This window comes from Salipiger sp. ABF4_146, assembly GCF_056161345.1.
Map to the genome: position 1 here is coordinate 274,884 of NZ_JBSWYX010000006.1, position 25,448 is coordinate 300,331.

The 25,448-nt window shown below is 65.6% G+C and carries 24 protein-coding genes and 1 pseudogene; 12 read left to right on the plus strand and 13 right to left on the minus strand.

Translation table 11 applies throughout. The features are described from left to right. Positions 1 to 55: 55 nt before the first annotated feature. Both ACXAJT_RS11225 and ACXAJT_RS11230 read right to left on the minus strand, forming a co-directional pair. Positions 56 to 208 (minus strand): annotated as a pseudogene (locus ACXAJT_RS11225) (hypothetical protein); the annotation flags it as partial. A gap of 219 nt (positions 209 to 427) precedes the next feature. Beyond that, positions 428 to 598, minus strand: coding sequence for a hypothetical protein (locus ACXAJT_RS11230; protein WP_475235305.1), 171 nt, complete (start codon positions 596 to 598; stop codon positions 428 to 430). Between the two features lie 608 nt (positions 599 to 1,206). Here ACXAJT_RS11230 and ACXAJT_RS11235 point away from each other — a divergent pair. Further along, positions 1,207 to 1,530: a PRC-barrel domain-containing protein gene (locus ACXAJT_RS11235; RefSeq protein WP_475235308.1), complete on the plus strand. Its 324-nt coding sequence runs from the start codon at positions 1,207 to 1,209 to the stop codon at positions 1,528 to 1,530. A gap of 359 nt (positions 1,531 to 1,889) precedes the next feature. On the opposite strand, the gene ACXAJT_RS11240 is transcribed toward ACXAJT_RS11235, so the two are convergent. The 4 genes from ACXAJT_RS11240 to ACXAJT_RS11255 form a co-directional block, all read right to left on the minus strand. Beyond that, positions 1,890 to 2,642 (minus strand): SDR family NAD(P)-dependent oxidoreductase, encoded by a 753-nt coding sequence (locus ACXAJT_RS11240; protein WP_475235309.1) that lies wholly within the window; start codon positions 2,640 to 2,642, stop codon positions 1,890 to 1,892. A 10-nt stretch (positions 2,643 to 2,652) separates the two neighbouring features. Further along, positions 2,653 to 3,981 carry a TRAP transporter large permease gene (locus ACXAJT_RS11245; RefSeq protein WP_475235311.1) on the minus strand — a complete coding sequence of 443 codons (1,329 nt, stop codon included), beginning with the start codon at positions 3,979 to 3,981 and terminating at the stop codon, positions 2,653 to 2,655. Further along, a complete protein-coding gene (locus tag ACXAJT_RS11250) occupies positions 3,974 to 4,462 on the minus strand; it encodes a TRAP transporter small permease (RefSeq protein ID WP_475235314.1) in 489 nt (162 codons plus the stop codon). The genes ACXAJT_RS11245 and ACXAJT_RS11250 overlap by 8 nt, the downstream gene beginning before the upstream one ends. 78 nt (positions 4,463 to 4,540) lie before the next feature. Then, positions 4,541 to 5,545, minus strand: a complete 1,005-nt coding sequence (locus ACXAJT_RS11255) for a DctP family TRAP transporter solute-binding subunit (RefSeq protein WP_475235316.1) — start codon at positions 5,543 to 5,545, stop codon at positions 4,541 to 4,543. Between the two features lie 194 nt (positions 5,546 to 5,739). Between ACXAJT_RS11255 and ACXAJT_RS11260 the strand changes: the two genes are divergently transcribed. The 4 genes from ACXAJT_RS11260 to ACXAJT_RS11275 are packed head-to-tail and all read left to right on the plus strand — an operon-like array spanning position 5,740 to position 10,181. Then, a complete protein-coding gene (locus ACXAJT_RS11260; RefSeq protein WP_475235318.1) occupies positions 5,740 to 6,558 on the plus strand; it encodes an IclR family transcriptional regulator in 819 nt (272 codons plus the stop codon). Between the two features lie 10 nt (positions 6,559 to 6,568). Continuing rightward, complete coding sequence (locus tag ACXAJT_RS11265) at positions 6,569 to 7,738, plus strand: acetyl-CoA acetyltransferase (protein WP_475235321.1); 1,170 nt, start codon at positions 6,569 to 6,571, stop codon at positions 7,736 to 7,738. Next, positions 7,735 to 9,354: an acyl-CoA synthetase gene (locus tag ACXAJT_RS11270; RefSeq protein WP_475235323.1), complete on the plus strand. Its 1,620-nt coding sequence runs from the start codon at positions 7,735 to 7,737 to the stop codon at positions 9,352 to 9,354. Before ACXAJT_RS11265 ends, ACXAJT_RS11270 begins: the two co-directional genes overlap by 4 nt. Further along, positions 9,351 to 10,181, plus strand: coding sequence for a PPC domain-containing DNA-binding protein (locus ACXAJT_RS11275; protein WP_475235325.1), 831 nt, complete (start codon positions 9,351 to 9,353; stop codon positions 10,179 to 10,181). The genes ACXAJT_RS11270 and ACXAJT_RS11275 overlap by 4 nt, the downstream gene beginning before the upstream one ends. A 701-nt stretch (positions 10,182 to 10,882) precedes the next feature. Here ACXAJT_RS11275 and ACXAJT_RS11280 read toward each other — a convergent pair. Further along, positions 10,883 to 11,905 (minus strand): LacI family DNA-binding transcriptional regulator, encoded by a 1,023-nt coding sequence (locus tag ACXAJT_RS11280; protein ID WP_475235327.1) that lies wholly within the window; start codon positions 11,903 to 11,905, stop codon positions 10,883 to 10,885. Positions 11,906 to 12,079: 174 nt separating this feature from the next. Between ACXAJT_RS11280 and ACXAJT_RS11285 the strand changes: the two genes are divergently transcribed. The 7 genes from ACXAJT_RS11285 (at position 12,080) to ACXAJT_RS11315 (ending at position 18,951) form a co-directional block, all read left to right on the plus strand. Further along, the gene (locus ACXAJT_RS11285; RefSeq protein ID WP_475235328.1) at positions 12,080 to 13,189 is read left to right on the plus strand and encodes an ABC transporter substrate-binding protein; all 1,110 of its coding nucleotides are present in this window, start codon (positions 12,080 to 12,082) and stop codon (positions 13,187 to 13,189) included. Between the two features lie 13 nt (positions 13,190 to 13,202). Then, positions 13,203 to 14,075: an ABC transporter permease gene (locus ACXAJT_RS11290; RefSeq protein ID WP_475235329.1), complete on the plus strand. Its 873-nt coding sequence runs from the start codon at positions 13,203 to 13,205 to the stop codon at positions 14,073 to 14,075. Beyond that, entirely contained in the window at positions 14,072 to 14,866 is a 795-nt protein-coding gene (locus ACXAJT_RS11295) for an ABC transporter permease (protein WP_475235331.1), read from the plus strand. Before ACXAJT_RS11290 ends, ACXAJT_RS11295 begins: the two co-directional genes overlap by 4 nt. A 14-nt stretch (positions 14,867 to 14,880) precedes the next feature. Then, positions 14,881 to 15,948, plus strand: a complete 1,068-nt coding sequence (locus ACXAJT_RS11300) for an ABC transporter ATP-binding protein (RefSeq protein WP_475235332.1) — start codon at positions 14,881 to 14,883, stop codon at positions 15,946 to 15,948. A 41-nt stretch (positions 15,949 to 15,989) separates the two neighbouring features. Then, complete coding sequence (locus tag ACXAJT_RS11305; RefSeq protein ID WP_475235333.1) at positions 15,990 to 16,763, plus strand: sugar phosphate isomerase/epimerase family protein; 774 nt, start codon at positions 15,990 to 15,992, stop codon at positions 16,761 to 16,763. Further along, on the plus strand, positions 16,760 to 17,845 hold the full coding sequence (locus ACXAJT_RS11310) for a Gfo/Idh/MocA family protein (protein WP_475235334.1): 1,086 nt from the start codon (positions 16,760 to 16,762) through the stop codon (positions 17,843 to 17,845). The genes ACXAJT_RS11305 and ACXAJT_RS11310 overlap by 4 nt, the downstream gene beginning before the upstream one ends. A 326-nt stretch (positions 17,846 to 18,171) precedes the next feature. Next, entirely contained in the window at positions 18,172 to 18,951 is a 780-nt protein-coding gene (locus ACXAJT_RS11315) for a FadR/GntR family transcriptional regulator (RefSeq protein WP_475235336.1), read from the plus strand. Between the two features lie 174 nt (positions 18,952 to 19,125). On the opposite strand, the gene ACXAJT_RS11320 is transcribed toward ACXAJT_RS11315, so the two are convergent. The 6 genes from ACXAJT_RS11320 to ACXAJT_RS11345 all read right to left on the minus strand — a co-directional run. Beyond that, positions 19,126 to 19,956 (minus strand): carbohydrate ABC transporter permease, encoded by an 831-nt coding sequence (locus ACXAJT_RS11320; RefSeq protein WP_475235339.1) that lies wholly within the window; start codon positions 19,954 to 19,956, stop codon positions 19,126 to 19,128. Beyond that, complete coding sequence (locus ACXAJT_RS11325; RefSeq protein WP_475235341.1) at positions 19,953 to 20,840, minus strand: carbohydrate ABC transporter permease; 888 nt, start codon at positions 20,838 to 20,840, stop codon at positions 19,953 to 19,955. Before ACXAJT_RS11325 ends, ACXAJT_RS11320 begins: the two co-directional genes overlap by 4 nt. A 77-nt stretch (positions 20,841 to 20,917) precedes the next feature. Then, positions 20,918 to 22,204 (minus strand): extracellular solute-binding protein, encoded by a 1,287-nt coding sequence (locus ACXAJT_RS11330; protein WP_475235342.1) that lies wholly within the window; start codon positions 22,202 to 22,204, stop codon positions 20,918 to 20,920. A gap of 68 nt (positions 22,205 to 22,272) precedes the next feature. Then, a complete protein-coding gene (locus tag ACXAJT_RS11335; RefSeq protein WP_475235343.1) occupies positions 22,273 to 23,346 on the minus strand; it encodes an ABC transporter ATP-binding protein in 1,074 nt (357 codons plus the stop codon). Between the two features lie 3 nt (positions 23,347 to 23,349). After that, the gene (gene arfA, locus ACXAJT_RS11340) at positions 23,350 to 24,855 is read right to left on the minus strand and encodes an arabinosylfuranosidase ArfA (protein WP_475235344.1); all 1,506 of its coding nucleotides are present in this window, start codon (positions 24,853 to 24,855) and stop codon (positions 23,350 to 23,352) included. Positions 24,856 to 25,308: 453 nt separating this feature from the next. Continuing rightward, on the minus strand, positions 25,309 to 25,448 hold a 140-nt coding region (locus tag ACXAJT_RS11345; RefSeq protein WP_475235360.1), incomplete at its 5' end, for a transposase.

Sequence of the window (25,448 nt, forward strand, 5' to 3'; positions counted from 1 at the left end):
TTATTCCCGACAAAGATCGCGAGCCGCAACCGGAAACACACTGTTTCCCCGCCCATTATATCGCGGCCGTCACAGCGTCTTCGGCAGCGCGCGTGATCCTGTGCGTCCCGTCGCCCGGTACAGGCGCAGGTGCAGGCGCGTCCATCGCCTGACGTGCGCACAGGGTCCAGAAGTTCGCGGAAACGGAATATACCCGTTCCATCCGTTCAGCGCCGACGCATGTCCTTCGCCCCCCCCCTCGGCGGAAGGCGTTTGTGTTCCGGGTTTTTGTCCCATCTGCGCTCCTTGGTGGTTACGATGAGCCAGAAACCCACCTTTCCGAATTCAGTTCAAATACCCCAAGGGCGCTGACGCCGGGCGCTTCGCAGGCACAAAAAAGCCCGCCAGGTGACGCCTGGCGGGCTATTGAGCATAAGTAATGTAAGTCTCAGAGGTTGGTCGACGCTTGGCGGCGTTCGCGCACGGTGCCCACGGCATCAATGAAAAGTTCTGGGTCCTCGCCCCGGCCCGAGACTTTCCGGGCAATGTCAAAATCGGACATGCCGCACTCAAGAAGTTTCTCGATTGCCAATGCCTGTTCGCGGGTAAAAATGCCCATATGCGTAGTCTCCCTATCTTTCGCCCAAGCAAAGCTTCGCAACGGGACAAAAACACCGTCCTGCGAAGCATCTTGCATGTGTGGGATGCTGGCAAAGCGGCCAGCGGAAATGCTCCATAGCACGAAACGGGAACGCAACCAACACCTCTCTGCGTGGTGCCCGTGCGACACATACGCACCACGCTGGTGCCACCTGTCCCATAGCATCGCCTTGGCACGGAATGTCCTGCAAGCAGACGCACCATCAACGATGACCACGCGGCGAACCGGTGGGCCTGACTGACTGCCGTCCCGCACATCGCCTATTTACCAGCTTTCCCCAGAGCGCGCCGAGGCGCCATGTTCACCACGGCCGGTGCGCTGCATTGACCTGTGCGCCGATCCGAGCCCTCGGGCGTGGCGGCCGCCACCGCGGCGAGTCGAGCGATCAGCGCGTGAGAGGCAGGACGCGGTACAGCCGCGCCTGCCGCAGCATTGCAGCACGCGGGCATATCACCCCCTGTCCGCTTTCCTATCTCTTTAGATTTTGGGCAAGTTTCTGATTTGAGATGGAACATCATGGCGCCCCGGGCATTGGGTGTGAGCAAACCAAAGACACTGGAGGCCTTATGCGTCACATCACCCTGTCCGCCCTTTCGCTGATCCTCGTGGCAGGCGCCGCATCCGCCCAGACGATGGATATTTCCTCCCTGAAAAGCATCGATGACGCCGACGTTGTCAACGCAGATGGCGACAAGATCGGTGAGATCGAAGAGCTGCTGGTTGACGAGTCCGGCGCGCCCGTCGCAGCCGTGGTCGAAGTCGGCGGCATCCTCGATATCGGCGACGAGGACATCGTGATTTCGCTCGATGAGCTTACCTATGAAGACGGCGACTTCTCGACCTCGATGACCGAGGAAGAGATGGAAGAACTGCCCGAGTGGGACGACTGATCCGGCGCTTACGCCCGTAGGTCCAATGCAAGCGGCGCGCCGATGGCGCGTCGCTTCTTCGTTTGTGCCTGCCACACCACCGCTTGCGACCGGTATGGAGCGGCCTTCGCCGTGCGCGCAGCTGCGCGCCCCGGCGCTTCGGCGGAGGGATGGGCCTCGCGGTCATCCGCAGCAGATGTAGGACGCGCAGGATACGCAGCACCGAAAGACCGCCCGCGGTCGCAGAATTTGGCGCCACGGTCTGGCACACTGACCGTGAGGCAGGCGATGTTCGGCGCGGCGAACAGCCCGTAGGCAGCGGTCATCGCGGCAAGGTTCATCACCGCAGGCGCGGCCCCGCGCCCGAGGCCGCCCGGCGGTCAGGTCCTCAATGCCGGCAGCCCCACGCCTGTCGACTGGAAGCCGCCATCCGAGGCGATGGTCTGGCCGGTCACGTAGCTTGCCTTGTCCGAGCACAGGAACACGATCACCGAGGCGATTTCGTCCTCCGATCCATAGCGGTTGAGCGGGATCGCGTCGTGATAGGCGTCGATGATCTCCTGACTGTGCACCGCCATGGCCAGCTTGGTGCGCACTGGGCCGGGGGCCACGCAGTTGGCGCGGATGCCATATTCGCCCAGTTCCGCCGCTTGCTGCTGCGTCAGCTGGATCACCCCGGCCTTGGAGGTGCCATAGGCCACCCGCAGCGTGGACGCGCGCAGGCCAGAGATCGAGGCGATATTGACGATGGCGCCCGAGGTCTTTCGCAGTTCAGGGATCGCGGCCTGCGAGCACAGGAACACGCCGTCGAGGTTGGTCGCCATGACGGTGCGCCAGCGTTCGAAACTGGTCTCCTCGATAGGTCCGAAATCGGCCACCCCGGCGTTGTTCACCAGCGCGTCGATGCGGCCGAATTTCGTCGCCACCTCGTCGATCATCGCCGCCACCTGCTCGGGCTGCGAGACGTCGCAGACCACCGGCAACACATTCTCGAGGTGTCCGGCCTCGGTCATCAGCGCTTCGGCGTCGCGGTCGATCATCGCCACCTTGCGGCCCTCGGCGAGGAACTGCTTGGTGGTCGCAAGACCGATGCCGCGGGCGGCGCCGGTGACAATCGCTGTCTTCTGGGTCATGAGAAGGTCCTCAGTTGGCAGGCCCGAGCAGGCCGAGAGAGAGTTGCGGGAAGGCGCCGATCACCGCCAGCCCGATCGCGCAGACCAGCAGGAAGGGCAGCGCGCCGCGGGCGACGCGCTCAATGGGCAGGCGGGTGACATTGGCGGCGACGTAGAGGTTGATGCCGACCGGCGGGGTGATCAGGCCGATGGCGAGGTTGACCATGACCAGCACGCCGAACCACACCGGGTCCCACCCAAGCTCACGCACCACCGGCAAGAAGATCGGAAGGCAGATGAACATCACCGTCACTGCATCCATGAACATGCCGGCGATCAGCAGGATCAACATGATGACCAGCAGGATCACCGCCTCGTTGCCCGACAGGCCAAGCAGCGCGCCGGAATAGCTGCCGACAAGGTCCTCCACCGTCACCACCCAGCCAAAGAGGCTGGCATAGGCGACCACCAGCATCACCGTGGCCGAAGAGGCGGCGGCGTCCGAGAGCGATTTGTAGAGCCCCGCAAGGGTCAGCGTGCGGTAGATCAGCCCGCCAACCAGCAGCGCGTAGACCGTGGCGACCAGCGCCGCCTCGGTGGGGGTGAAGATGCCCGAATAGATGCCGCCCAAGATGACCACCGGGGTCATCAGCCCCCAGAAGCTCTCTTTGAACGACAGCCAAAGCCGCGCTGCGTAGGCTTTGTCGGCATGCGGCGTCGGGCTCAGCCGCTCCAGCGAGGCGGCACGCCCTGCTTTCGGCTTCGCGAAGGGCAGCGTCAGCAGCATCATCCCGCCCATGAAAAGGCCGGGCAGGATGGCGGCGAGGAAGAGGTTAGAGATCGAGGTCTCGGCGATCACCCCATAGATCACCAGCCCGATCGACGGCGGGATGACGATCGACAGCGCCGCGCCGGTGCAGACGAGGCCGGCGGCATAGGCCTTGGGGTAGCCGTCCTCTTCCATGCCCTTGATGATCATCGGACCGATGGCGGCAACCGAGGCCGGACCGGAGCCGCTCACCGCGCCCCAGAACAGGCACACGGTGGTGCCGACCACGCCCATGCCTCCGGGGGTGCCGCCGATCAGCACGCGGAAGAAACGGATCATCCGCTCGGCGATGCCCAGCGAGCCCATCAAGGTGCCCGCAAGAATGAAGAACGGAATGGCCAGCAGCGAGAACTTGGTGATGCCCGTGGCGATAAGATCGCCCGCCAGTTCAAGGCCGAAGCCGATCTGCCACATGGCGTAGATCGCCGACAGGCCAAGCGAGAAGGCCACCGGCACGCGCAGCGCCAGCAGCACGAAGAACAAGATCACCATTTCGGTGCCGGCGGGCAGGCCGGGGATCAGATCATACATCGGGGATGACCTCGTCGTCTTCGCCGGTGCGCCAGACCACCCAAGCGTGCTGCAGGTAGCGGATCAGCACCAGCGCGAAGCCGAAGGGCACGGCGGCCTGATAGTACCACGCGGGGATCTGCAGCCCATAAGAGCGCATGCCGTTGCTCATCATGTTGGTCATCGCCTGCCACGAAAACCACGCCGAGAGCACCAGCAGCAGCGCCGAGGCCAGCACAGACAGCACAAAGACCACCCGCCGCGCCGGGCGCGGCAGCAGGTCGTGCAGCAGACCCACCGCCAGATGTTCACCGCGGCGCGCGGCGATCGCGGCGCCAAAGATGGTCAGCAGCAAAAAGCCGTTGGTCAGCAACTCTTCGGTGGCGGCCAGCGAGTAATGCGTGCCGTAGCGCACCACCACATTGGCAAAGCCGAGAAAGGTCATGGCCAGGAAGAGCACCGCGCAGATGATCTTCTCGGCCTCGCGCAGGATGAAGGCCATTGCCCCTCCGTTGGATCAGCAGGCACGGGTCAGACGGGCGAAAGGCGTGTCCCCGCGGGGACACGCGTATTTTCGGGGTTACTTCGCGCCGTCGATCGCGGTCTGGAAGCTCTGCACCAGCTCGGGACCGACCTTTTCGGCCCATTCGTCGAAGGCGGGCTGGGTGGCCTCCTTGAAGGCGGCAAGCTCGTCGGCCGACGGCTCGTAGACCTCCATGCCCTGCTCCCGCAGGAACTCGATGCCGGTGGCGGTGGCCTCGCGGCTGATCTCGCGCTGGTAGGTCATCGCCTCGGTCGCCGCGGTCTTCAGCTTGTCCTGCGTCTCGGCGTCATAGCTGTCCCATTTCTTCTGGCTGATGCCGATGAAGATCGGATCGTAGGAATAGTGCCACGTCGTCAGGTACTTCTGCACCTCGTAGACCTGCTGCGGGATGATCACCGCGCCGATCGGATTTTCCTGCCCGTCGACCACGCCCTGCTGCAGCGCGGTCAGGGTCTCGCCCCATTGCATCTGCTGCGGGTTCGCGCCGAGCGCGTTCATCACGTCGATGTACATCGGGCCGGCGACGCGCATGTTGAGGCCCTTCATGTCCTCAGGGCTCTTCACCGGGCGGGTGTTGTTGGTCACTTCGCGGAAGCCGTTCTCGCCCCACGCCAGAACGATGATGCCCTTCTCGGCGAGGATCGCGGCAAGCTGCTCGCCCGGCGCGCCTTGGGTGGTGGCGTCGACCTGATCGTAATCGGCATAGAGATAGGGCAGCGAGAAGGCCGCCATCTGCGGCACCAGCGGGGTCACGTTGATCGCCGAGGTCACCACCAGATCGAGCGCACCGCGGCCAACCATCTCGGCCTGACGCATCTGATCGCCGCCAGCCAGCTGGGCGTTGGGGAAGACGCGCACGGTCAGATCACCATCGGTCGCCTCCGAGAGCAGTTCGGCGAACTTGTCGGCGCCCTTCTGCCACGTGGTGGTGTCACCGGTGTTGTGCGACAGGCGCAGGGTCTCGGCGGCAGCGGCGCCGACCATCATCGCGCCCGCAAGCACGGTTGCCAGGGCAGTGCTGCCCAGTTTCGCAAAAGTCATTCTGTCCTCCCAAGTCCAGGACCGGCACCGGCCCTCGCCTCGCGCGGCCTCCCTGCCCCGCGATGCGATCCATATCATGGAACAGCTTCATTGCCACGAGCAAGAAGAACTTGCAATATTGCGAAAGGCACAAAATATTGCAGGGCAACTTTCCGAAGTCCCGCAGGAGGAGGTGGACCTCATCGGTCCATAATATGGAACAATCACAGCCAGACAGCAGCCCCGGCACGTTGGCCGGCAGCCAGAGCGTCGACCGCGCGCTGGCGCTGCTCGGCATGGTCGGGCGGCGCCCGCTTGAGGGCGCGAGCCTTGGCGAGCTGGTGGCCGACTCGGGGCTCAACAAAGCGACCGTGCGGCGGCTGATGCTGGCGCTGATCCGCAACGGGATGGTCGAGCAGAACGCGGACAGCCGGCGCTATTTTCTCGGCGAGGAATCCTACATTCTCGGGACCTTCGCGGCGCATCGGCACGGGCTGCTGGAACTGTCGTTCGAGACCCTCGCGCGGCTGGCGCAGGACACCGGGGATGCCGCCTTCCTGTCGATCCGCCGCGGTTTCTCGTCGCTCTGCCTGCACCGCGAGGAAGGCACCTATCCGATCCGCACCTACGCGCTGATGACCGGGCGGCTGCACCCGCTGGGGGTCGGCGCGGGATCGCTGGCGATGCTGGCCGCCCTGCCCGATGCCGAGGTCGAGGCGGCGCTCGCGGCCAATGCCGCGCGGCTGGAGGAGGACTACCCCGGCCTGCCGCCTCAACAGATCCGCGCCCGCGTCGCCGAGACCCGCGCGCAGGGCTACGCGCTCAACCCCGGTCTGGTGTTTCCCGACTCGTGGGGCATGGGGGTGGCACTGCGCCGCCCCGACGGCGCACTGGCCGGGGCCCTGTCACTGGCCGCCATCGAAAGCCGCATGCAACAGCCGCGCCGGGAGGAGCTTGTGGCGCAGCTGCACGCAGCGGCGCAGCAGATAGAAGGAACGCTCGCGCAGCTTTACGCCGCGCGCACCCGCATTTGAGGAGGACATGATGCGAGACCCACAGATCGTCGGCTGGGGCCACACGCCCTTTGGCAAGTCCGAACACCCCGACACCGAAAGCCTGATGGCCGCCGCCGTGGGCGAGGCGCTGGAGCACGCCGGGATCAGCCCCGAGGACGTGGACGGCATCTTCACCGGCGTGTTCAACAACGGCTTTTCGCAGCAGGATTTTCAGGGCGCGCTGGTGGCCATGGGCGACGCGCGCTTTGCCCATACCCCCGCCACCCGCTACGAGAACGCCTGCGCAACCGGGTCCGCCGCCCTGCATGGCGCGATGGATTTCATCGCCGCCGGGCGGGGCCGCATCGCGCTGGTGGTCGGGGCCGAGAAGATGACCGCCACCCCCACGGCGGAGGTCGGCGATATCCTACTGGGCGCCAGCTACTGCAAGGAAGAGGCCGACATCAGCGGCGGCTTCGCCGGTCTTTTTGGCCAGATCGCCGGCAGCTATTTCCAGCGCTACGGGGACAAGAGCGAAGAACTGGCGATGATCGCCGCCAAGAACCACTCCAACGGCATGGCCAACCCGCTTGCGCATATGCGCAAGGATTTCGGCACCGCCTTTTGCAACACCGTGTCGGACAAGAACCCGATCGTCGCCGGGCCGCTGCGCCGCACCGATTGCTCGCTGGTCTCGGACGGGGCGGCGGTGCTGGTGCTCGCCGATGCGGAAACGGCGGCGGAGATGAAGCGCGCCATCGCCTTTCGCGCGCGCAGCCACGTCAACGAGATCATGGCGCTGTCGCGCCGTGACGTGCTGGAATTTGCCGGTGCGCGCCGGGCGTGGGCGCAGGCTTTCGAGACCTCTGGGCTGAGCCTCGATGACCTGTCGCTGGTCGAGACCCACGACTGTTTCACCATCGCCGAGATGCTGGAATACGAGGCCATGGGCCTTGCCGAACGCGGCGAAGGCGGGCGGGTGATCCGCGAAGGCATCACCGCCAAGGACGGCAAGCTGCCGGTCAACGCCTCGGGCGGGCTGAAGTCCAAGGGCCATCCGATCGGCGCCACCGGCGTGTCGCTGCACGTGATGGCGGCGATGCAGCTGGCTGGCGACGCGGGGGAGATGCAGATCCCCGGCGCCGAAATCGCCGGTGTGTTCAACATGGGCGGCGCGGCGGTGACCAATTACGTGTCCATCCTGGAGCGGGTGAAATGAGCCGCGCCACCGATCTTTCCGGCGGGCTGCCGCCGGTCTCGACGCGGGTGATGAACCTCGCCAACTTCCTCACCGAGAGCGCTCGGCGCCATCCCGATGACATCGGCTTCGTCTGGGGGGCGCAGACCTGGACCTGGGCCGAGATGGAGGCGCGCTCCGCCGCCTTTGCCGCCGCGCTGCAGGGCAAGTTCGGGCTTGGGAAAGGCGACCGGCTGCTGGTGCAATCGGCCAACAACAACCAGATGTTCGAAGCGATGTTCGCCTGCTGGCGCATCGGGGCTGTGTGGGTGCCCGCCAACTTCCGCCAGTCGCCGGACGATCTGGCCTTTCAGGCCGAAAGCGCGCAAGCCAAGGGGCTGCTGTGCGGTGCCGAATTCCCCGAGCACGCCGCGGCCTGCAGCGAGCTTGGCTTTGTGATCGGCATCGCCGGGGGCGAGAACGACACTCTGGGCGAGGACTACGAGGCGCTGGTCGCCGAGCACCTTGGCCAGCGCCCGCCACAGGCGGAAGTGCATCGCGACGATCCGTGCTGGTTCTTCTTCACCTCCGGCACCACCGGGCGGCCCAAGGCGGCGGTGCTGACCCATGGCCAGATGGCCTTTGTCGTCACCAACCACCTGTGCGACCTGATGCCCGGCACCGGGCCCGAGGACGCCTCGATCGTCGTCGCGCCGCTGTCGCATGGCGCGGGCATTCACCAACTGGCGCAAGTGGCGCATGGGGTGAAGACCATTCTGCCCGCCGCGCCTAAGTTCGACCCGGGCGAGATCTGGGGGCTGGTGGCACGCTGGAAGGTCTCCAACCTCTTTACCGTGCCGACCATCGTCAAGCTGTTGGTCGAGCACCCGTCGGTGGCGGATCACGATCATTCGAGCCTGCGCTACATGATCTACGCCGGCGCACCGATGTACCGCGCCGATCAGATACGCGCGCTGCAGGTGCTGGGGCCGAAGCTGGTGCAGTACTTCGGACTTGGCGAGGTCACCGGCAATATCACCGTGCTGCCGCCCACGCATCACGCGGTCGACGACGCCGCCATGCGCATCGGATCCTGCGGCTTTGCCCGCACCGGCATGCAGGTGCAGATCCAGGACGCCGAGGGCAACGAGGCCGCGCCCGGCGAGACCGGCGAGATCGCGGTGATCGGCCCCGCGGTCTTTGCTGGCTATTTCGACAACCCCGAGGCCAACGCCAAGAGTTTCCGAAACGGCTGGTTCCTCACCGGCGATCTGGGGCACATGGATGGCGAAGGCTTCGTCTACCTGACGGGCCGCGCCTCGGACATGTATATCTCGGGCGGGTCGAACATCTACCCGCGCGAAATCGAGGAGAAGATCCTGCAGCATCCCGGCATTTCCGAGGTCGCGGTGCTGGGCGTGCCGGACCCGGTGTGGGGCGAGATCGGCGTTGCCGTCTGCGTGCCTCGGGGCGAGGGCGTTGCGGCGCAGGCGCTTCTTGACTGGTTGTCCCCGAAGATCGCGCGCTACAAGATGCCGCGCCATGTGGTGTTCTGGGACGAAATGCCCAAGAGCGCCTACGGCAAAATAACCAAGAAGCTGATCCGCGAAGAACTGCACGCACGCGGCGACCTGCCCGAAGCGGCTCCGGCGCAATGAGCCTGCCACCGCCTCTCCGTCATCCCGGGCCGCGCGCCGCGTCCCGGGCCACCGCCCTGCCCTGCCGGGCAGAGCCGATTGTACTGCGGCTCGCGTCCGGCCGGCCCTTCGACCACGCGGTGCGCGAGGCTGTCGCGGCAGCGGGCTACTCGGCCGCGTACTTGCGGCTGTCTCAGGCCAGTTTTAAGCGGCTCGCCTATGTGATCCCCGCCCCCGCGCCGGGCGACGGTCGGGCGGCATGGTACAGCGAAACGCATGTGCTTGCACCGGGCACGCTGGTCGATGCTGGCCTGCATCTGGGCCGAAAGGGCGACGCCGCCTTTCTGCATTGCCACGGGCTCTGGCACGGCGAGGACGGCACCCCGCGCATGGGGCATCTGCTGACCCCGGACTCGGTGCTGGCCAAAGATGTGACCGTCGAGGGCTGGGGCCTCACCGGCGCGCGCTTCGAGGTGCGCGCCGATCCGGAAACCGAGTTCGACCTGTTCACCCCGGTGGCGTTGGGCCGCGCAACGCCGAACCCGAACGCGATACTGTGCAAACTGGCCCCGAACGAGGATCCCCACGCGCAGCTTGCGCAATTTGTGCAGGTTCTTCCCGTTGCGCAGGTCGAAGGCATCGGCAGCCTGATCGCCACCCGCTTCGAAGGCGCAGCGCAGGACAGCTATGCCACGGAGGTGCTGCTGCATGCGGGCGAGATCTCGGGGACGTCGGTGCACCTCAAGGCCAGTTCGGTCGGCTTTGACGGCGTGCCGCAGAGCGGCACTCTGGTGCCCGGCGCAAACCGCACCTGCATCACGGCAGAGCTACTGCTGCTTGCGCAGTGATGGAAACACCGCGCCGCCCGGCCATTGCCGAAGGCCGGGCGGCGTGCCCTTGGCCGCATTTGCACAGCCGAAGCCTTAGCTCTGCCGGCACGCCGTCGTGCGCCTGTGCCCGTTGCTGGCGAGCTGGTTCGACACGCCACCAAGCGCGGAAGCCTGTCCCACCGTGCCACACCGCAGCGGGCGGGCAGCCGTTTTTGTCTGGCTCGGCGAACTCCGCCGCGCGTCGTGGCCCCACCGGCAACCCAGACCTCACACCCCGAGACCATCGGCGCGCTGCGGATGTCGAGAGCTTTCGGGACCTCCGCCTTGAGGATCGTGCCGCCGCCGGACTCGGCGACGCATTGGCGACGCACAGCGTCCACCCGAGACCTGCAGGAACAACCCGGCTTACGTCTGCTTCGGCGCTGCCACGGGCATCTTGGGCGAGCGAAAACGGGAGCCCGACCGGCACCATCCGCCAGCGCCATGTCCCAACCCAACCTCGGGGGGGGCACCCTAGACCTGAACAGGCCAGCCGCGCCTGACCGTCAGAGCATTTCGGCTCCTGAAGTATTCGATGACGGACACATGGCGACATGTGCGCTTTGTCGACAAACTGATGCCCCGGAGCACGTGCTGCAAGCCGCAGGGCCAGTTCGCAGGGAGGGCGCCGCAGCGCCACTTTTTTTCAGGCACATGAGGGCCGCGCTGGCGCCCCATCGTCAGTCCGAGGCGCGCGGGGCGCCCGTCGACTCGCGCACCACCAGCCGGTGCGGCAGGTAGCGCACTCCGATCTCGGAGGTGGGCTCCTTCAGCACGTTGAGCAGCCGGTACATGCCGGTCTCGCCGATCTCTTCGGCGGGCTGGGCGATGGTGGTCAGCGCCGGGTTCGAGATCTCGGCGTAGCGCGTGTTGTCAAAGCCCGCGACCGAAATGTCGCCGGGCACGGACAGGCCGTTGGCGCGCAGTTCGGCCAGCGTTCCCAGCGCCATCTCGTCGTTGGCGCAGATCACCGCAGTCGGGCGCGGGCGCGCATTTAGCAATTCGCGGGTGGCGCGGCGGGCGCCGTCGATGGTCAGCTGCCCCGGCACAAGCCAGCCCGGCGCCACCTCCAGCCCCCGCGCCAGCGCCTCGTCCTGAAAGCCGCGTTCACGTTCCTGCACCACCAGCGAGTCCGCCTCTCCGCGCATGAAGGCGATGCGCCGATGCCCGGCGTCGGCCAGCAGCCGCGTCAGGTCGCGGGCGGCCGCGTGGCCATCGATCTGCACGCGCGGATAGGGCAGCAGTTCGGCATCGCCGGTCTCGCCGCAGACGACGATGGCAGGATGCCCGCTGGCACCGATCCGGCGCGCCCGGCTTTCATGCGGCGCATCGCCGCCAAGCACGATGATCCCATCCGCTTGCCGTGACATCAGCAGATCGTTGAGATCGGCGTTCGACAGGGTGCCCGGCGCCACCTCGCGGATGTGCACACGGTAGCCTCTGGCGGTTGCGACACGGGTGATGCCCTGCATGACCTTGCCGTAATAGGGGTCGCCGATCGTCCACACCAGCACGAGGATCAGCCCGGTATGGCCCCGGCGAAAGCTCGAGGCCAGCGCGTTGGGCGAATAGCCGGTCTCTTCGATCGCCTTGCGGATGCGGTCGCGCGTGTCAGCGCGCACACGGTGCGGCTCGTGGAAGTAGCGGGACACGGTCCCGTTGGAAACGCCAGCGAGGCGCGCGACATCCTTGATGGTGCTCATAGTCGGGAAATGTCTCCGTTTTATGATGACGTTTTAATAACTCGACGCAGTTTTCTCAAGGAGAAACGCCGCTATGCGCAGCTTTATGGATCAAAAGCGACATCAGGGTGGATCTTTTTATGCAAACGTTTTAAGTACCCGCCCAACACAGACTCACAAGCAACAGGACACGCCATGACCCCCCAAGAGCTTCGCACCCGTATTGCAGACCGCACCCTCGACCGGCGCAGCTTTACCCGCGCGCTCGCGGCGGCTGGCCTCGGCGTTGCGGTGATGCCGCTACGCGGGGCGCAGGCACAGGACGGCGGCAAGCCGGTGTCGCTGACGTGGTCGGGCTACAACCGCGAAGAGTTCTTCCCCGGCTACATGGACAAATACGGGGCCGCCCCGGAGATGCCGCTGATCTCGACGCCGCAGGAAGACCTCGCGCGGCTGCAGAGCGGCTTCGAGGCGGACATCGCTCACCCCTATAGCTCGAACGTACCCGCGTGGAACGCCGCCGGGGTGATCAAGCCCATCGACACCGAACGGCTCAGCAACTGGGGCGACCTCATCGAGGGGTTCACCGGGGTGCCCGGCGCGCGCGACGAGGCCGGGCAGCAGATGTTCGCCCCGGTCGATTGGGGCACGGTGGCGCTGGCCTACCGCAGCGACCAGATCAGCCCCAAAGGCTCGGCATGGGACGTGATGTGGAACCCCGAACTGTCCGGCCGGCTCGCGATGATCGGCGATCCGAACATCGCTGGCCCGATGGCCGCCCTGCACCTTGGCCTGTCCGATCCGTTCAACCCCAGCGACGACGAGATGGCGCAGATCACCGAGGCACTGCGCCAGCAGCGCGACCTCACCCGCTTCTTCTGGGAAGCCGGCGCCAACGTCGAACAGGCGCTGGTCTCGGGCGAAGTGGCCGCCGCGCCGATCTGGAACGGCTCGCTCAACGTGATCCGCAACCAAGGCGCGCCGGTCGAGATCATGCCCGCCTCTGCCGGGATGCTTGGCTTCGTTGCCGGGCTGGTGCTGATCGACGGCGCCGCCCACGAAGCGGCTGCCTATGATCTGATGGACGCGATCCTGTCGCCCGAAACCGGCAAATTCCTGATCGAGACCTATGGCTTCGGCCACGCCAACGCCAAAGCTTTCGATATGGTCAGCGAAGAGACAGTGACCACGACCGGCCTGCCGTCGGACATCCAGAGCTTCTTGAACGACGCGGTGATCCTGCAGGATTTCGCACCGGGCCACGATTTCGCCCGGACGTTCCAGGAAGTGAAGTCGGGCTTCTGATCGAGGTCCGGTGATGAGCCTTTCCCGCTTCTTTCCCGGCGGCTGGTCGGGCCGCGGGCTGGCGCTTCTGGCGCCGGCCCTGCTGCTGGCCGGCGCATTGATGCTGGTGCCGCTGGCCGGGATCCTCGGCCAGAGCCTGCAGCTTGACGGCCAGTGGAGCCTTGCCAATTACGCCGAGCTGACCGGGCCGGACGGCCGGGTGTTCCGGCTGCTGATCCTGCGCTCGCTGGGCATCGCGCTGATTTCTACCGCGATTATCCTCGCGCTGGCCTACCCCACCGCCTATTTCATCGCCCGCCACGCCGGCGGCTCGCGGGCGGTGTGGATCATGCTGATCACCATCCCGTTCTGGACCAGCTACCTGCTGCGTGTCTTCGCCTTCAAGATCATCTTGGGCTACAACGGCGTGATCAACTCGGGCCTGATGGAGATCGGCCTGATCGCGCAGCCGCTCGACTGGCTGCTTTACAGTCAGGCGGCGGTGATCATCACGCTGGTGCACTCCTGGGCGCCGTTTGCCGTGCTGCCGATCTACGTCGCGCTGGAAAAGCTTGATCGGAACCTGCTCGAGGCCGCCTCGGATCTCGGCGACACCGGACTGCGCCGCTTCTGGCACGTCACGCTGCCGCTGTCGGCCCCCGGCATCATCGCCGCCTCGCTGATGGTGTTCATCCCGATCGTCGGTGACTTCGTCACGCCCAGCCTCGTCGGTGGCCGCTCCGGCATGATGGTCGGCAACTACATCTCCGAGATCTTCACCCAAGGCGGCGACGTCGCGCTCGGCTCCGCAATGTCGGCGGCGACGATGACGGTGATCGCGCTTCTGGTGGCGCTCTATCTTGGGGTTCTCAACCGCGCGGTGCCGCGCGCCAAAGGTGCCGCATGACCCGTCTGCCTGTCATTCTTCTTGGGCTCGTCGCCACGCTCTTCGTGCTGTTCCTGCACGCGCCGATGGCCATGATCGTGCTGTTTTCGTTCAACGACTCCAATGTTGTCGCTTTCCCGCTGTCGGGCTTCACGCTCGAATGGTACCGCTCGCTGCCCGACAAGGGCCCGATGTTCGAGGCGCTTTTCGCGACGCTGCGCCTCGGCATCCCCGTGGCCATCGCGACAACGCTGGTGGGCTTTCTCGCGGCGCTTGCGCTGACCCGTCACCGGCTGCCCGGCAAGAAGGCGCTTTCGGGGCTGCTGATGGTGCCGCTGGCGGTGCCGACGTTCATCCTCGGGGTGGCGCTGCTGACCCTCGTGCGGCAGGTGCTGGATATCCAGCCCTCGCTGTGGGTGCTGGGGCTGGCGCATATGCTGATCGCCCTGCCCTACGCCATCTTCACCCTCAGCGCCCGGCTGCAGGGGCTCGACGCCAGCTTCGAAGAAGCCTCGCGTGATCTTGGCCGCAGCCCGGCGCAGACCTTCTGGCGGATCACCGTGCCGCTGGCCATGCCGGCCATCGTCTCGAGCCTGATGCTGAGCTTCATCATCTCGTTCGACGAATACATGCTGGCCTATTTCCTCGCCGGGAACGCCATCACGCTGCCGCTCTACATGATGGGCGAGATGCGCTTTTCCTATGCCTTGCCCGGCCTTCTGGCGCTCGGCTCGATCCTCTTTGTCCTGTCCGTGGCCATGGTGGTCGGCGCCGAACTGCTGCGCCGCCGCGGCCCCGGCGGCACCCGATGATACCGGAGAGTTCCATGACATCGACCGACACTGAAAACCGCTTCATCTCGGCCCGGGGCATCACCAAATCCTTCGGCTTCGTCGACGCCCTGAAAGGCATCGATCTCGACATCCGCCGTGGCGAGTTCTTCTCGCTGCTCGGTGCCTCGGGCTGCGGCAAGTCCACGCTGCTGCGGATCATCGCCGGCTTCGAGAGCGCGACCAAGGGCAGCCTGACCATAGATGGTGCCGAGATGACATCTGTGCCGCCGCACCGCCGGCCCACCAACATGGTATTCCAGAGCTACGCGATCTTTCCGCACCTGAGCGTGCTGAAAAACGTGCTCTACGGGCTGCGCGCGCATGGCATCAAGGGCGCCGAGGCGCGCAGCCGGGCGATGGAGGCGCTGAGCTTCGTACAGATGGAGAGCTTTGCCGAACGCGATCCGGCGCAACTGTCTGGCGGGCAACGGCAGCGTGTCGCTCTGGCCCGCGCCGTCGCCTGCCGCCCCAAGGTGCTGCTGCTCGACGAGCCCCTCTCGGCGCTCGACAAACGCCTGCGCGACGAAATGCAGTTGGAACTCAAGCGCTTGCAGCGCGAACTGGGCATCACCTTCATCTGCGTCACCCACGATCAGGAAGAAGCGATGTCGATGTCCGACCGCATCGGCGTCATGCAAGGCGGGCGCATCGCCCAGCTGGACACCCCCGAAGGTCTCTACGAGCGCCCGCAGAGCCGCGATGTCGCCGCCTTTGTCGGCAGCATGAACTTCCTCGACCTCGCCGCCGGACAAAACGATCCGCAGGTGGCGGGGCTGGGCCCCGTCGCCTATGAGGGGCCGGCTGTCGACGCGCCGCGCGCGCTGGCGCTGCGCCCCGAGTGGATCAGCCTGACCCCGGACCGTCCTGATCTGGCCAACACCCACCGCTGCACCATCCTCCAGCGCTCCTACTTGGGCGAACGCGCGCTGTGCATGGTGCGGATCGACGGGCTGGCCGAGCCGCTGCAGGTCAGCCTGCCGGGCACCCTGCCCGGTCTCGCCGAAGGCGCCACCGCATGGGCCGGCTGGTCGGCAGACCGCGGCGTACTGCTGGCCGACTGACCCGCCCCTATCCTTTCGACACTCAAGACCACGGAGGCACGATGACCCTGCGCCATCGCCACTCATTCATGCTCTATTCCTCCCGCGACGGCGGGTCCCTGGCCGATCAGGCCAAGACCCTCGCCGGGCTGGGCTACACCAACGTCGAGACCTTTCCCGACCTGCATGCCGATCCTGCCGCAGCCCGCGCCACGCTTGACGCCGCCGGGCTGGCAATCACCTCGGCGCATTTCGACGTCGCCGACATCACAGACGCCACGGAGACGGTGATTGCCACCGCCCGTAGCCTCGGCGCCAGCTTTGTCGTCGCGCCGTGGCTGGAACCCGAAGATCGTCCCGCCGACGCTGCCGGCTGGCAGGCGCTGGCTGCACGGCTGTCGACCGCCGCCGCGACGCTTGCCGAAGCGGGGCTGACGTTGTGCTGGCACAACCATGACTTCGAGTTCGACACGCTGCCCGACGGCTCGCTGCCGATGGAGCATCTGGCCGCCGCCCCCGGGCTGAAGCTGGAGCTTGATGCGGGCTGGCTGGTGCGCTGCGGGCAGGACCCGATGGCGTGGCTGGAACGCCTCGGCACGCAGGTGCGCATCGGCCACGTCAAGGACGTCGCAGCGCCCGGCACCACCGCCGAGGACGGCTGGGCCGATCCCGGTCACGGCATCGCACCCTGGGCGGCGATCTGGGACGCCTTCATGCGCCACGCCCAGCCCGAGCTGATGATCGTCGAGCATGACGAGCCCTCAGATTGGACGCGCTTTGCGCGCAACGCCCAGGCTACGGTGGCGCGGCTCGCAGAGACCGGGGTGGCGTCATGAGCCGCGGTATCGGGATCATCGGCTGCGGCAACATCTCCGAGACCTATCTCGCCAATGCGCCGCTGTTTGAAGAGTTTCACATTGCCGCCGTGGCCGACCTGTCGCCGCAGGCGGCGCGCGAAAAAGCGGCGGCACATGGCTGCGACGCCTGCGACTCCCCCGAGGCGCTGCTGGCGCGGGGCGACGTCGATATCGTGCTCAACCTCACCATCCCGGCGGCGCACGCGGCGGTGAGCACCGCGGCGCTGGAGGCGGGCAAACACGTCTACAGCGAAAAACCCCTTGCCGCGACGCTCGAGGATGCTGGCGCGCTGCTGAAGCTGGCGCGCGCGCGCGGGCTGCACCTGGGCTGCGCGCCCGACACCGTGCTCGGTCCGGCGGTGCAGACCGCAAAGTCGCTGATCGACGCAGGCCGGCTGGGCGAGATCACCGGCGGCACCGCCTTCTTCATGTCGCACGGCGTCGAAGATTGGCACCCCAATCCCGGCTTCTTTTTCCAGCCCGGCGGCGGGCCGGTGCTGGACATGGGCCCCTATTACATCGCGGCGCTGACCACGCTGGCCGGTCCGGTCCGATCCGTTCGCGCCACCGGCCGCAAGGGCAAGACCGAGCGCCGGGTAACCGCCCCCGGCCCGATGCAGGGCAAGATGGTGCCGGTCGAGACACTGACGCATGTGAACGCGCTGCTGAGCTTCGAAAGCGGTGCCGAGATGATCTTTGCCGCCAGCTGGGACGTGCAGCACCACGATCTGCCGCACCTCGAACTGCACGGCACCGAAGGCTCGGTGCAGGTGCCGGATCCGAATTATTTCGGCGGCACGGTGAAAATGGCGACCGAGCCGATGGTCTGGCAAGAGATCGACACGTCGGACATGCCCTTCGGCGCGCCTCACGGCTGGGTCGATTACCCCGATCTGGCCGACTATCGCGGCATGGGTCTGGCCGATATGTGCCGCGGCCTAGACGCGGGCAACGGGCCGACCTGCTCGGGCGAGGCGGGCTTTCACACGCTGGCGGTGCTCGACGCGATCCTGCGCGCGGCGCAGAGTGGGGAGACCATCCCCGTTCCGCCGACGCCCTGACCGACCGCCTAAGAGCGCACAAACCCTGCCCTGATACGCCTTGCGCGTTTCAGGGCGAACAGCGTTTTGCAGCTATGGATGACGGGAACAAGCGATCTGCAACGCCACAGTGCGCCCAGTGGCCCGCGGCCGCCGCGCCGGTGTTGCGGATCCTGCTTCGGTATCCTGCCGAGCCCCCCCGCCCCGCCTTGCACAACAATACCGAAGACGTGCAGCGCCACAGGTTATGAGGCTGTCCGGCGCAACATATTTCAGTTGTCTAATATTTCTAGCACGCTCGCCTCATGCTCAATTGACACGGCGAGGGCGCAGGCTAGACTCTCGATATGTCGGACAAATCAAACACAGCTGAGGTCGCCTTTGACACGCTCGCTGCGCCTGAAAAGCGCAAGAACGAGTCCATTGCCGATTGGCTCGGGCGCCAGATCGTCAGCGGTGTCTTCGCCGCGGGCGAGCCAATCCCGAAAGAGATGGATTTTCTGGCCCAGACCGGTATCTCGCGTGGCGCCTACCGCGAAGCACTGCGGCGCTTGGCGGGCAAAGGCATGTTGGTGACGCGTACCCGCAGCGGAACCCGGGTCACCCCGCACGAGCAATGGTCGCTTCTCGATCCCGACGTTGTGCGCTGGAGCTTCGAGAGCGGCACGCCGCCCGATTGGTATATCCGTGCGCTCTACGAGATGCGGGCGATGATCGAGCCGCCCGCCGCCGCCTTCGCCGCCGAGCGCCGCAGCGACGCGGATCTGCAACTCTTCCGCGACGCGCTGCATGCCATGCGGTATTGCGACATGACCGAGGACAGCTGGCACAATGCGGACGCCAGTTTTCACCGCGCCATCCTGATCAGCTCTCACAATCCGGTTCTTCTGTCTTTGGCGGCAGGGATCACCGCTGCCGTCGCGCATACCACCGCGTTTCGGTACCGTGACATGTCCAATCCGCACACCCGCAACCCGGTCGAGGAACATGCGGCCGTGTTCGAAAGGATCGAGAACCGCGACCCGGTGGGCGCACGCCGCCTGATGACCGAACTGGTGGACACGGCGCTGCTCGACTCCAAGGGCACAACCGTCTTCGATCTCGGGCTGCCAACGCTGAAGGTCTGAGCCGCCCTTCTCTTTCACCAACGACCTTGCCCCCCCGCTCCCGGCGCGCCCAAAGGCTGGCGCCGATCGGCAGGTCAGCGTCCGAACCGCGAGCCCACGCGGAAAAAAGCCCCCACCGACAAGCGGCGGGGGCACAGTCCGGGAACCGCGGCACCCGGGAGGATACGGAATGCTTCAGCCCTTCACGCCCGACGAGATCATCACGGCCTCGGTCACCCGCTTCTGGAAGATCAGATAGGCGATGACCACCGGCGCGGCCGCCAGCAGCGCGACCGACATGATCCGCGCATAAGCCACGCCGAAGGCGTCGTTGACCTGCGTGATGCCGACAGGAATGGTCATCATGTCCTCGGTGGTGATGACGAGGAACGGCCAAAGGAAGGCGTTCCAACTCATGATGAAGGTGATGATGCCGAGCGCCGTGGTGATGCCCCAGTTGAGCGGCAGGTAGACCTTGAAGAGCAGCGTGTAGTCGCCGCCGCCGTCGAGCACCACGGCCTCTTTCATCTCCTTGGGCACCGCATCGAAGAACTGCTTGTAGACAATGATCACCACCGGCACGACCAGCTGCGGCAGGATGATCCCGCCCCAGCGGTTGATCAGGTCGAGATCGTTCATCAGCACGAACTGCGGCACCACCAGCGCCTGCGCCGGAACCATGAAGCTGGCCAGCACCACGCCGTAGAGCAGGCGGCGACCGGCGAACTGCATCTGGCTGAGCGCATAGGCGCACATCATGCCGGTGAGCAGCACCACCGCGGTGATGATCACCGAGGTGCCGATGGAGTTGATGTACCAATCGACCAGCGAGGTATTGAACAGCGCATCCACGTAGGACGACAGATTGAACTCATCCGGGAAGAACCCCGCCGCGTCCGACACCACCCGGTTCTCCGAGCGGATCGAGGTGACGAAGGCCCAGTAGAGCGGGAAGATCCAGATCAGCCCGGCGACCAGTGTCGTGCCCGTGAGGGCGAGGTTTTCGAAACGTCTCTGCCGGGTCATTTGTCCTTCCCCCCGATGCGCAGGATCTGGAATTGCAGCACCGAGATCACCACGATGATCAAGAACAGCACAAGCGAGATGGCCGCCGCGTAGCCGCCATTGTTCAGCTGGAAGGCCTCGCGGTAGACCATCAGCAGCAGCACGTAGCTGGAGTTGAACGGCCCGCCTTCGGACAGAAGATAAATCTGGTCGAAAATCTTCAGCTGCAGGATCAATTGCAGGGTCAGCACCAGCGCGGTCACTGGCCAGAGCAGCGGCCATGTCACCTTGAAGAACAGTTGCTTGCGTGTCGCGCCGTCGAGCTTGGCCGCCTCGTAAAGCTCTTCGGGGATGTTGCGCAGACCGGCGAGGAACAGCAGCACGTTGAAGCCGTTGGTCCACCAGATCGTCACCACCGCAACCGCGGGCATCACCCAGAAGGGGTTTTTGAAGACGGGCACGGGCTTGCCGGTGAAAAACTCGATGACCGGCTGCAGGATGCCGAACTGAAAGTCGAGCATCCAAGCCCAGATCTGCGTGACGACCGAGACCGGCAGCACATAGGGCATGAAGAACATCACCAGCGCCAGCGCCTGCATACGCCCCGACAGCCGGTTCACCGCCAGCGCGATGATCAGGGCGATCACCGTCGTCGGGATCACCGTCAGCAGCACGAAGTAACCGTTGTTGATCAGCGACTTGTAGAAAAGCTTGTCGGACAGCAGCCGCGCGTAGTTGTCGAGGCCCACCCATTCGCCGCCGCCGATCAGCGGCGCGTCGGTGAAGCTCATGCGGACCACCTCGATCACCGGATAGGCGAAGACCAGCGCGAAAATCGCCACGAAGGGCAGGATCAGCGAATATGCCACCAGCCTGTGCCGTGACCGGTTCCGGATCATGGCCATGTCGTCAATTCTCCTCCCAGAGGGGTATTCAGCCCCCGCGCCTATGCGCGCGCGGGGGCCGTGGCGCGGGGGGCGCCTCAGTTCATCCGGCTTTCCAGCTCGGACTTCACCTGCTCAATCGCGTCTTCGGGCGACAGGTAGCCGTGCATGGCCGGCGAGATGATGTTGACGGCGGCGTCATAGGCGGGCGAGGCCACGCCGGCGACTTCGCTGCGCGGATCATAGGTCGCACCATCGGCCAGCGACGAGTAGGTCGCGTTCGGCTCCATGGTCTTAAACGCGTCGCTCTCGGCCACCGGCTTGTAGGCCGGGATGTGACCCGCATCGGCCCATTGGATCGCGTGTTTCTCCATCCAGCCGATCACCTGCATGACCGCCTCGCGCTTCTCGGGAGCCATCTCCTCGTCGCCCTGCACCGGGATCGCCCAGGCATGGCTGTCGGCCCAGGTGGTCTGGGTGTCCATCAGCTTGGGGATCTCGACCGCCCCCCATTCGAAGCCGAGGTCACCGCTGGCTTCGAGGTCCTTCATCGTCGGCACTTCCCAAACGCCGTTCAGCTGGAACGCCGACTTGCCCGCGGTGAAGAGCGCCACCGAAGCCTCGTAGAGCGCCTGCTCGGGCTGCCAGCCCTGCTCGTGCCAATTGGTCATGATCTCGACCGCCTGCACGGCCTTCTCGGCGCTGTCGCCGGGCAGCACTTCGCCGTCGTCCGAGATCAGCGTACCGCCAAGCTGCGAAAGCAGCGTGTAGAACACGCGGTAGGTGCCGCCGTCGTCGCCGGTGGCATAGGTGACCGGGCTTTCCGAGCCATTGTCGGCGGCGGCCTGCATGGCTTCCTCGAAGTCGGCAAGGCTCTCGATGCCGGTCAGTTGGCCTTCCTCGTCGAGAAAACGCGTCCCCTCAAGGTACGACTTGTTGTAGTAGAGCACGATGGAATGGATATCGAAGGGCACTGCGTAGAGCGTACCGTCGGGCCCTTTGGCCGCGTCGAGCGAGCTGGCGAAGAAATCACTTTCACTGAGGCCCGCGGCCTCGAGATCGGCGTCGGTGATCGGGGTAAGGACCCCTTCGCTGAGGCCGAGCGGCATGCGCGACAGGTGGTAGGTCATCAGGTCCGGGCCGCGGCCCACGGCGGCGGACGTGCGCACCTTGGTGTAGAAGGGCACGCCCCATTCCAGCGTGGTGCCCTCGATCTGCACGTCGGGGTGTTCCTCGTTGAACTGCTCGATCAGCGCCTTCATGCGCACGCCGTCACCACCGGCGAAGAAATCCCACCAAGTGACGGTCTGCTGCGCGAAGGCGGGCATGCCGATACCGGCAAGCGCCGCGATTGCAGAGACCTGTGCCAATGTCTTCAGTTTCATTCGGTCCTCCTCCTTGACCGTGAGGCGAAAGGCGCCTCGTCCTGTTTGGGTCCGCCCTCCAGCAGACCCTATCGAAGCCTCTGCCCTTCGGGCGTGAAGGCAAAAACCTTGTCCGGGTCTGCGCCGATATTGAGCCGCTGGCCTTCGAGTCGCTCGCGGCTGCCGCGCCGCTCGAAGACGATGTCCGCCCCAGAAGCCGAGCGCGTGTGGAGATAGGAGTTGCCGCCCAGCTCCTCGGCCACCTCCACCGTCACCGGCAAGCCGCCGGTTTCAGTCGGGACGAGATGCTCGGGCCGGACGCCCAGCACGACGCGGCTGCCCTCGGCTGGCTTAGGCCCTTGCAGCGCCGCGCGCAGCACGCCCTCCTCGGCCTGAGCGGTGATGGAGCCGGTGTCGCTGCTGGTGACCACGGCGTCGACAAAATTCATCGCCGGAGAGCCGATAAACCCTGCAACGAAGCGGTTGTCGGGATCGTCGTAGAGATGCAACGGACGCCCTGCCTGCATCACGTGGCCGCCCTTCAGCACAAAGATGTCGTCAGCCAGCGTCATCGCCTCGACCTGATCGTGGGTGACGTAGATCATCGTCGCGCCGATCTGCCGGTGCAGCCGTGTCAGTTCGAGCCGCATCTGCACCCGCAGTTCGGCGTCGAGGTTCGACAGCGGCTCATCGAACAGGAACACCTCGGGCTCGCGCACGATAGCGCGGCCGATGGCGACGCGCTGGCGCTGGCCGCCCGAGAGCGCCGAAGGTTTCTTGTCGAGATGATCCGTCAGTTGCAGGATCCGCGCCGCCTCGCGCACCTTTTCCTCGCGCTCGTGGCGCGGCGCACGGGCAAGACGCAGCGAGAAGCCCATGTTTTCGGCCACCGACAGGTGCGGGTAGAGCGCGTAGCTCTGAAACACCATGGCGACGCCGCGCTTGGCGGGCTCCACATGTGTCACGTCGCGCCCGCCGATCTCGATGGTGCCGCCGCTGCTTTCCTCCAGCCCGGCAATCATGCGCAGCAAAGTGGATTTGCCGCAGCCCGAGGGGCCGACGAAGACCCCGAACTCCCCCTTCGGAACCTCCAGCGACACGTCTTTGATGACGTCATGCGCCCCGAAGGATTTCTTCACGCCTGTTAGCTTCACGCCCGACATGGCTTACACCTTAAGCCGGACGACATGGTAGGACAGCGGCGCGAGCGAGCCGCCAAGCGTGCCGTCCTCGACCGCAACGCCACTGCCCTGCGCCGGGGCGATGGCCTCGCTGTCCGGCCCGTTCGTCGCGCGCAGATCGTGGCCCGCCATCACCTGATGATCCAGCACCGAAGCGCCCTCGAAGCCGGTCAGCGCCAGCCGCAGATCGGCGGTTTCGGTCAGGTGCCGGTTAACGATGAACAGGGTGACGGTGCCGCCCGCCGGGTCATGGGTCGCCGCCACGTCGAGATACGGCACATCGTCGGCCACCGCGCAGTCATAGGTCGGCCCGTCCACCGAGACCCGCAGCGCGGTGCCGCGTCCGTAAAGCGAGGCAAGCTGGTAGGGCCAGTAGATCGACTGCCGCCAAGCCTTGCCGCCTTTGTCGGCGCGGATCGGCGCGATGACATTCACCAGCTGCGCGATACAGGCGATCTTCACCCGGTCCGAGCGGCGGATGAACTCGTTGAGCAGGCAGGCGACGAACAGCGCGTCCTCGAAATTGTAATCCTCTTCCAGCAGTTCCGGCGCTTCCGGCCAGTCCCAGCTTTTCCAGTTCTCGGAGTCCTGCTGACGCTTGTGGTACCAGACGTTCCACTCGTCGAAGCAGATGTGGACGTCGTTCTTGGCCCGCTTCTTGGCCTTCACGAAGTCGATCACCCCGGCAATGGACTGGATATAGCGGCCCGTCTCCTCGACCTTGCCGAAGAAGTTCAGCGTGTCGTTGCTGGAGTTGCCAAAATACTTGTGCAGCGAGATGTAGTCGACGTTCTCGTAACACTCTTCGAGCACGCCGCGCTCCCAGTCGGGATAGGTCGGCATCTCGTCGTTGGACGAGCCGCAAACGATCATCTCGGCACCGGGGGTGAGCTGGCGCAATGCCTTGGCGGTCTCGTCGGCAAGGCGGCCGTATTCCTTGGCCTCCTTGTGGCCGATCTGCCAAGGGCCGTCCATCTCGTTGCCAAGGCACCACATCTTCACGTTGTAGGGCTGTTCCACGCCGTGGCTGCGGCGCAGATCGGACCAATGCGTCCCGGACGGGTGGTTGACGTATTCCATGAAGTTGCGCGCGTCCGAGATCCCGCGCGAGCCGAGGTTGACCGCCAGCATCATGTCGATGCCAAGATCTTCGGCCCAGACCGCGAACTCGTTGATCCCGACCTGATTGCTTTCCTTGCTGCGCCACGCAAGGTCGAGCCGCACCGGACGATCCTCCTTCGGCCCGATCCCGTCCTCCCAGTTGTAGGCCGAAACGAAGTTGCCCCCCGGGTAGCGGATGGCGGGGATTTTCAGATCCCGCACCATCTGCGCCACGTCCCGGCGGAAGCCATGCTCGTCCGCCTGTGGGTGCCCCGGCTCGTATATACCGGAATAGATGGCCCGGCCCATGTGTTCGATGAACGCGGCATACAGCCTGTCGTCGATCTGTGCGATTTCAAACGCGCGATGGATGGCAGCAGTGACCCGCATCCGACTCTCCTCCTTATTTGTCCTACAAAAGACAACCTAAGAGCAGAGCTGTCAACAGGCGCGCGTCGCGCTCGCGCTGCTCTGCGGGTCAACGCAATCCATTAGGCGCGCCGTGCGATGGGGCAAGCGGCTCAGGCCTCCATTGGAAATCAACGCGTTAGACAAGCTTTGGGTGCCCGCTTGATAGCCGCCCGAGGCCGACTTCACATCTGCCCGCGAACTCGTGCACGGGCGCGGCGCAGCAACGCAGGCCTGCGCGTCTGATCACGATACCGCTGCGCGCAACCCGCCAGTTCTTACCGCGGCCAGTGCTCACCGCGAAAGCAGCGATGATCTTTCGGGAGAAACCGCCGCAGACGCGCCATCCGCGCGTCTGCGGCCCAATAGGGTGTTGACCGTCGGGATCTCCTAGCCAAGCCCGAACCATCGCCTAGGCTCAGGACTCGTTCTCCTTCAAAGCCAGAAGATTACGGTCGCAGCGAGTGCGATTGCTGAGAAGAAGGCTTGTGGGCAGCGGTCGTACCGGGTCGCAACCCTCCTCCAGTCCTTGAGCCTGCCGAACATGATCTCGATCCGGTTGCGCCGTTTGTATC

Coding starts and splice junctions, on each gene's coding strand:
- ACXAJT_RS11230 (WP_475235305.1), bottom strand. CDS start 598: ATGGGCATTTTTACCCGCGAACAGGCATTGGCAATCGAGAAACTTCTT.
- ACXAJT_RS11235 (WP_475235308.1), top strand. CDS start 1,207: ATGCGTCACATCACCCTGTCCGCCCTTTCGCTGATCCTCGTGGCAGGC.
- ACXAJT_RS11240 (WP_475235309.1), bottom strand. CDS start 2,642: ATGACCCAGAAGACAGCGATTGTCACCGGCGCCGCCCGCGGCATCGGT.
- ACXAJT_RS11245 (WP_475235311.1), bottom strand. CDS start 3,981: ATGTATGATCTGATCCCCGGCCTGCCCGCCGGCACCGAAATGGTGATC.
- ACXAJT_RS11250 (WP_475235314.1), bottom strand. CDS start 4,462: ATGGCCTTCATCCTGCGCGAGGCCGAGAAGATCATCTGCGCGGTGCTC.
- ACXAJT_RS11255 (WP_475235316.1), bottom strand. CDS start 5,545: ATGACTTTTGCGAAACTGGGCAGCACTGCCCTGGCAACCGTGCTTGCG.
- ACXAJT_RS11260 (WP_475235318.1), top strand. CDS start 5,740: ATGGAACAATCACAGCCAGACAGCAGCCCCGGCACGTTGGCCGGCAGC.
- ACXAJT_RS11265 (WP_475235321.1), top strand. CDS start 6,569: ATGCGAGACCCACAGATCGTCGGCTGGGGCCACACGCCCTTTGGCAAG.
- ACXAJT_RS11270 (WP_475235323.1), top strand. CDS start 7,735: ATGAGCCGCGCCACCGATCTTTCCGGCGGGCTGCCGCCGGTCTCGACG.
- ACXAJT_RS11275 (WP_475235325.1), top strand. CDS start 9,351: ATGAGCCTGCCACCGCCTCTCCGTCATCCCGGGCCGCGCGCCGCGTCC.
- ACXAJT_RS11280 (WP_475235327.1), bottom strand. CDS start 11,905: ATGAGCACCATCAAGGATGTCGCGCGCCTCGCTGGCGTTTCCAACGGG.
- ACXAJT_RS11285 (WP_475235328.1), top strand. CDS start 12,080: ATGACCCCCCAAGAGCTTCGCACCCGTATTGCAGACCGCACCCTCGAC.
- ACXAJT_RS11290 (WP_475235329.1), top strand. CDS start 13,203: ATGAGCCTTTCCCGCTTCTTTCCCGGCGGCTGGTCGGGCCGCGGGCTG.
- ACXAJT_RS11295 (WP_475235331.1), top strand. CDS start 14,072: ATGACCCGTCTGCCTGTCATTCTTCTTGGGCTCGTCGCCACGCTCTTC.
- ACXAJT_RS11300 (WP_475235332.1), top strand. CDS start 14,881: ATGACATCGACCGACACTGAAAACCGCTTCATCTCGGCCCGGGGCATC.
- ACXAJT_RS11305 (WP_475235333.1), top strand. CDS start 15,990: ATGACCCTGCGCCATCGCCACTCATTCATGCTCTATTCCTCCCGCGAC.
- ACXAJT_RS11310 (WP_475235334.1), top strand. CDS start 16,760: ATGAGCCGCGGTATCGGGATCATCGGCTGCGGCAACATCTCCGAGACC.
- ACXAJT_RS11315 (WP_475235336.1), top strand. CDS start 18,172: ATGTCGGACAAATCAAACACAGCTGAGGTCGCCTTTGACACGCTCGCT.
- ACXAJT_RS11320 (WP_475235339.1), bottom strand. CDS start 19,956: ATGACCCGGCAGAGACGTTTCGAAAACCTCGCCCTCACGGGCACGACA.
- ACXAJT_RS11325 (WP_475235341.1), bottom strand. CDS start 20,840: ATGGCCATGATCCGGAACCGGTCACGGCACAGGCTGGTGGCATATTCG.
- ACXAJT_RS11330 (WP_475235342.1), bottom strand. CDS start 22,204: ATGAAACTGAAGACATTGGCACAGGTCTCTGCAATCGCGGCGCTTGCC.
- ACXAJT_RS11335 (WP_475235343.1), bottom strand. CDS start 23,346: ATGTCGGGCGTGAAGCTAACAGGCGTGAAGAAATCCTTCGGGGCGCAT.
- arfA (WP_475235344.1), bottom strand. CDS start 24,855: ATGCGGGTCACTGCTGCCATCCATCGCGCGTTTGAAATCGCACAGATC.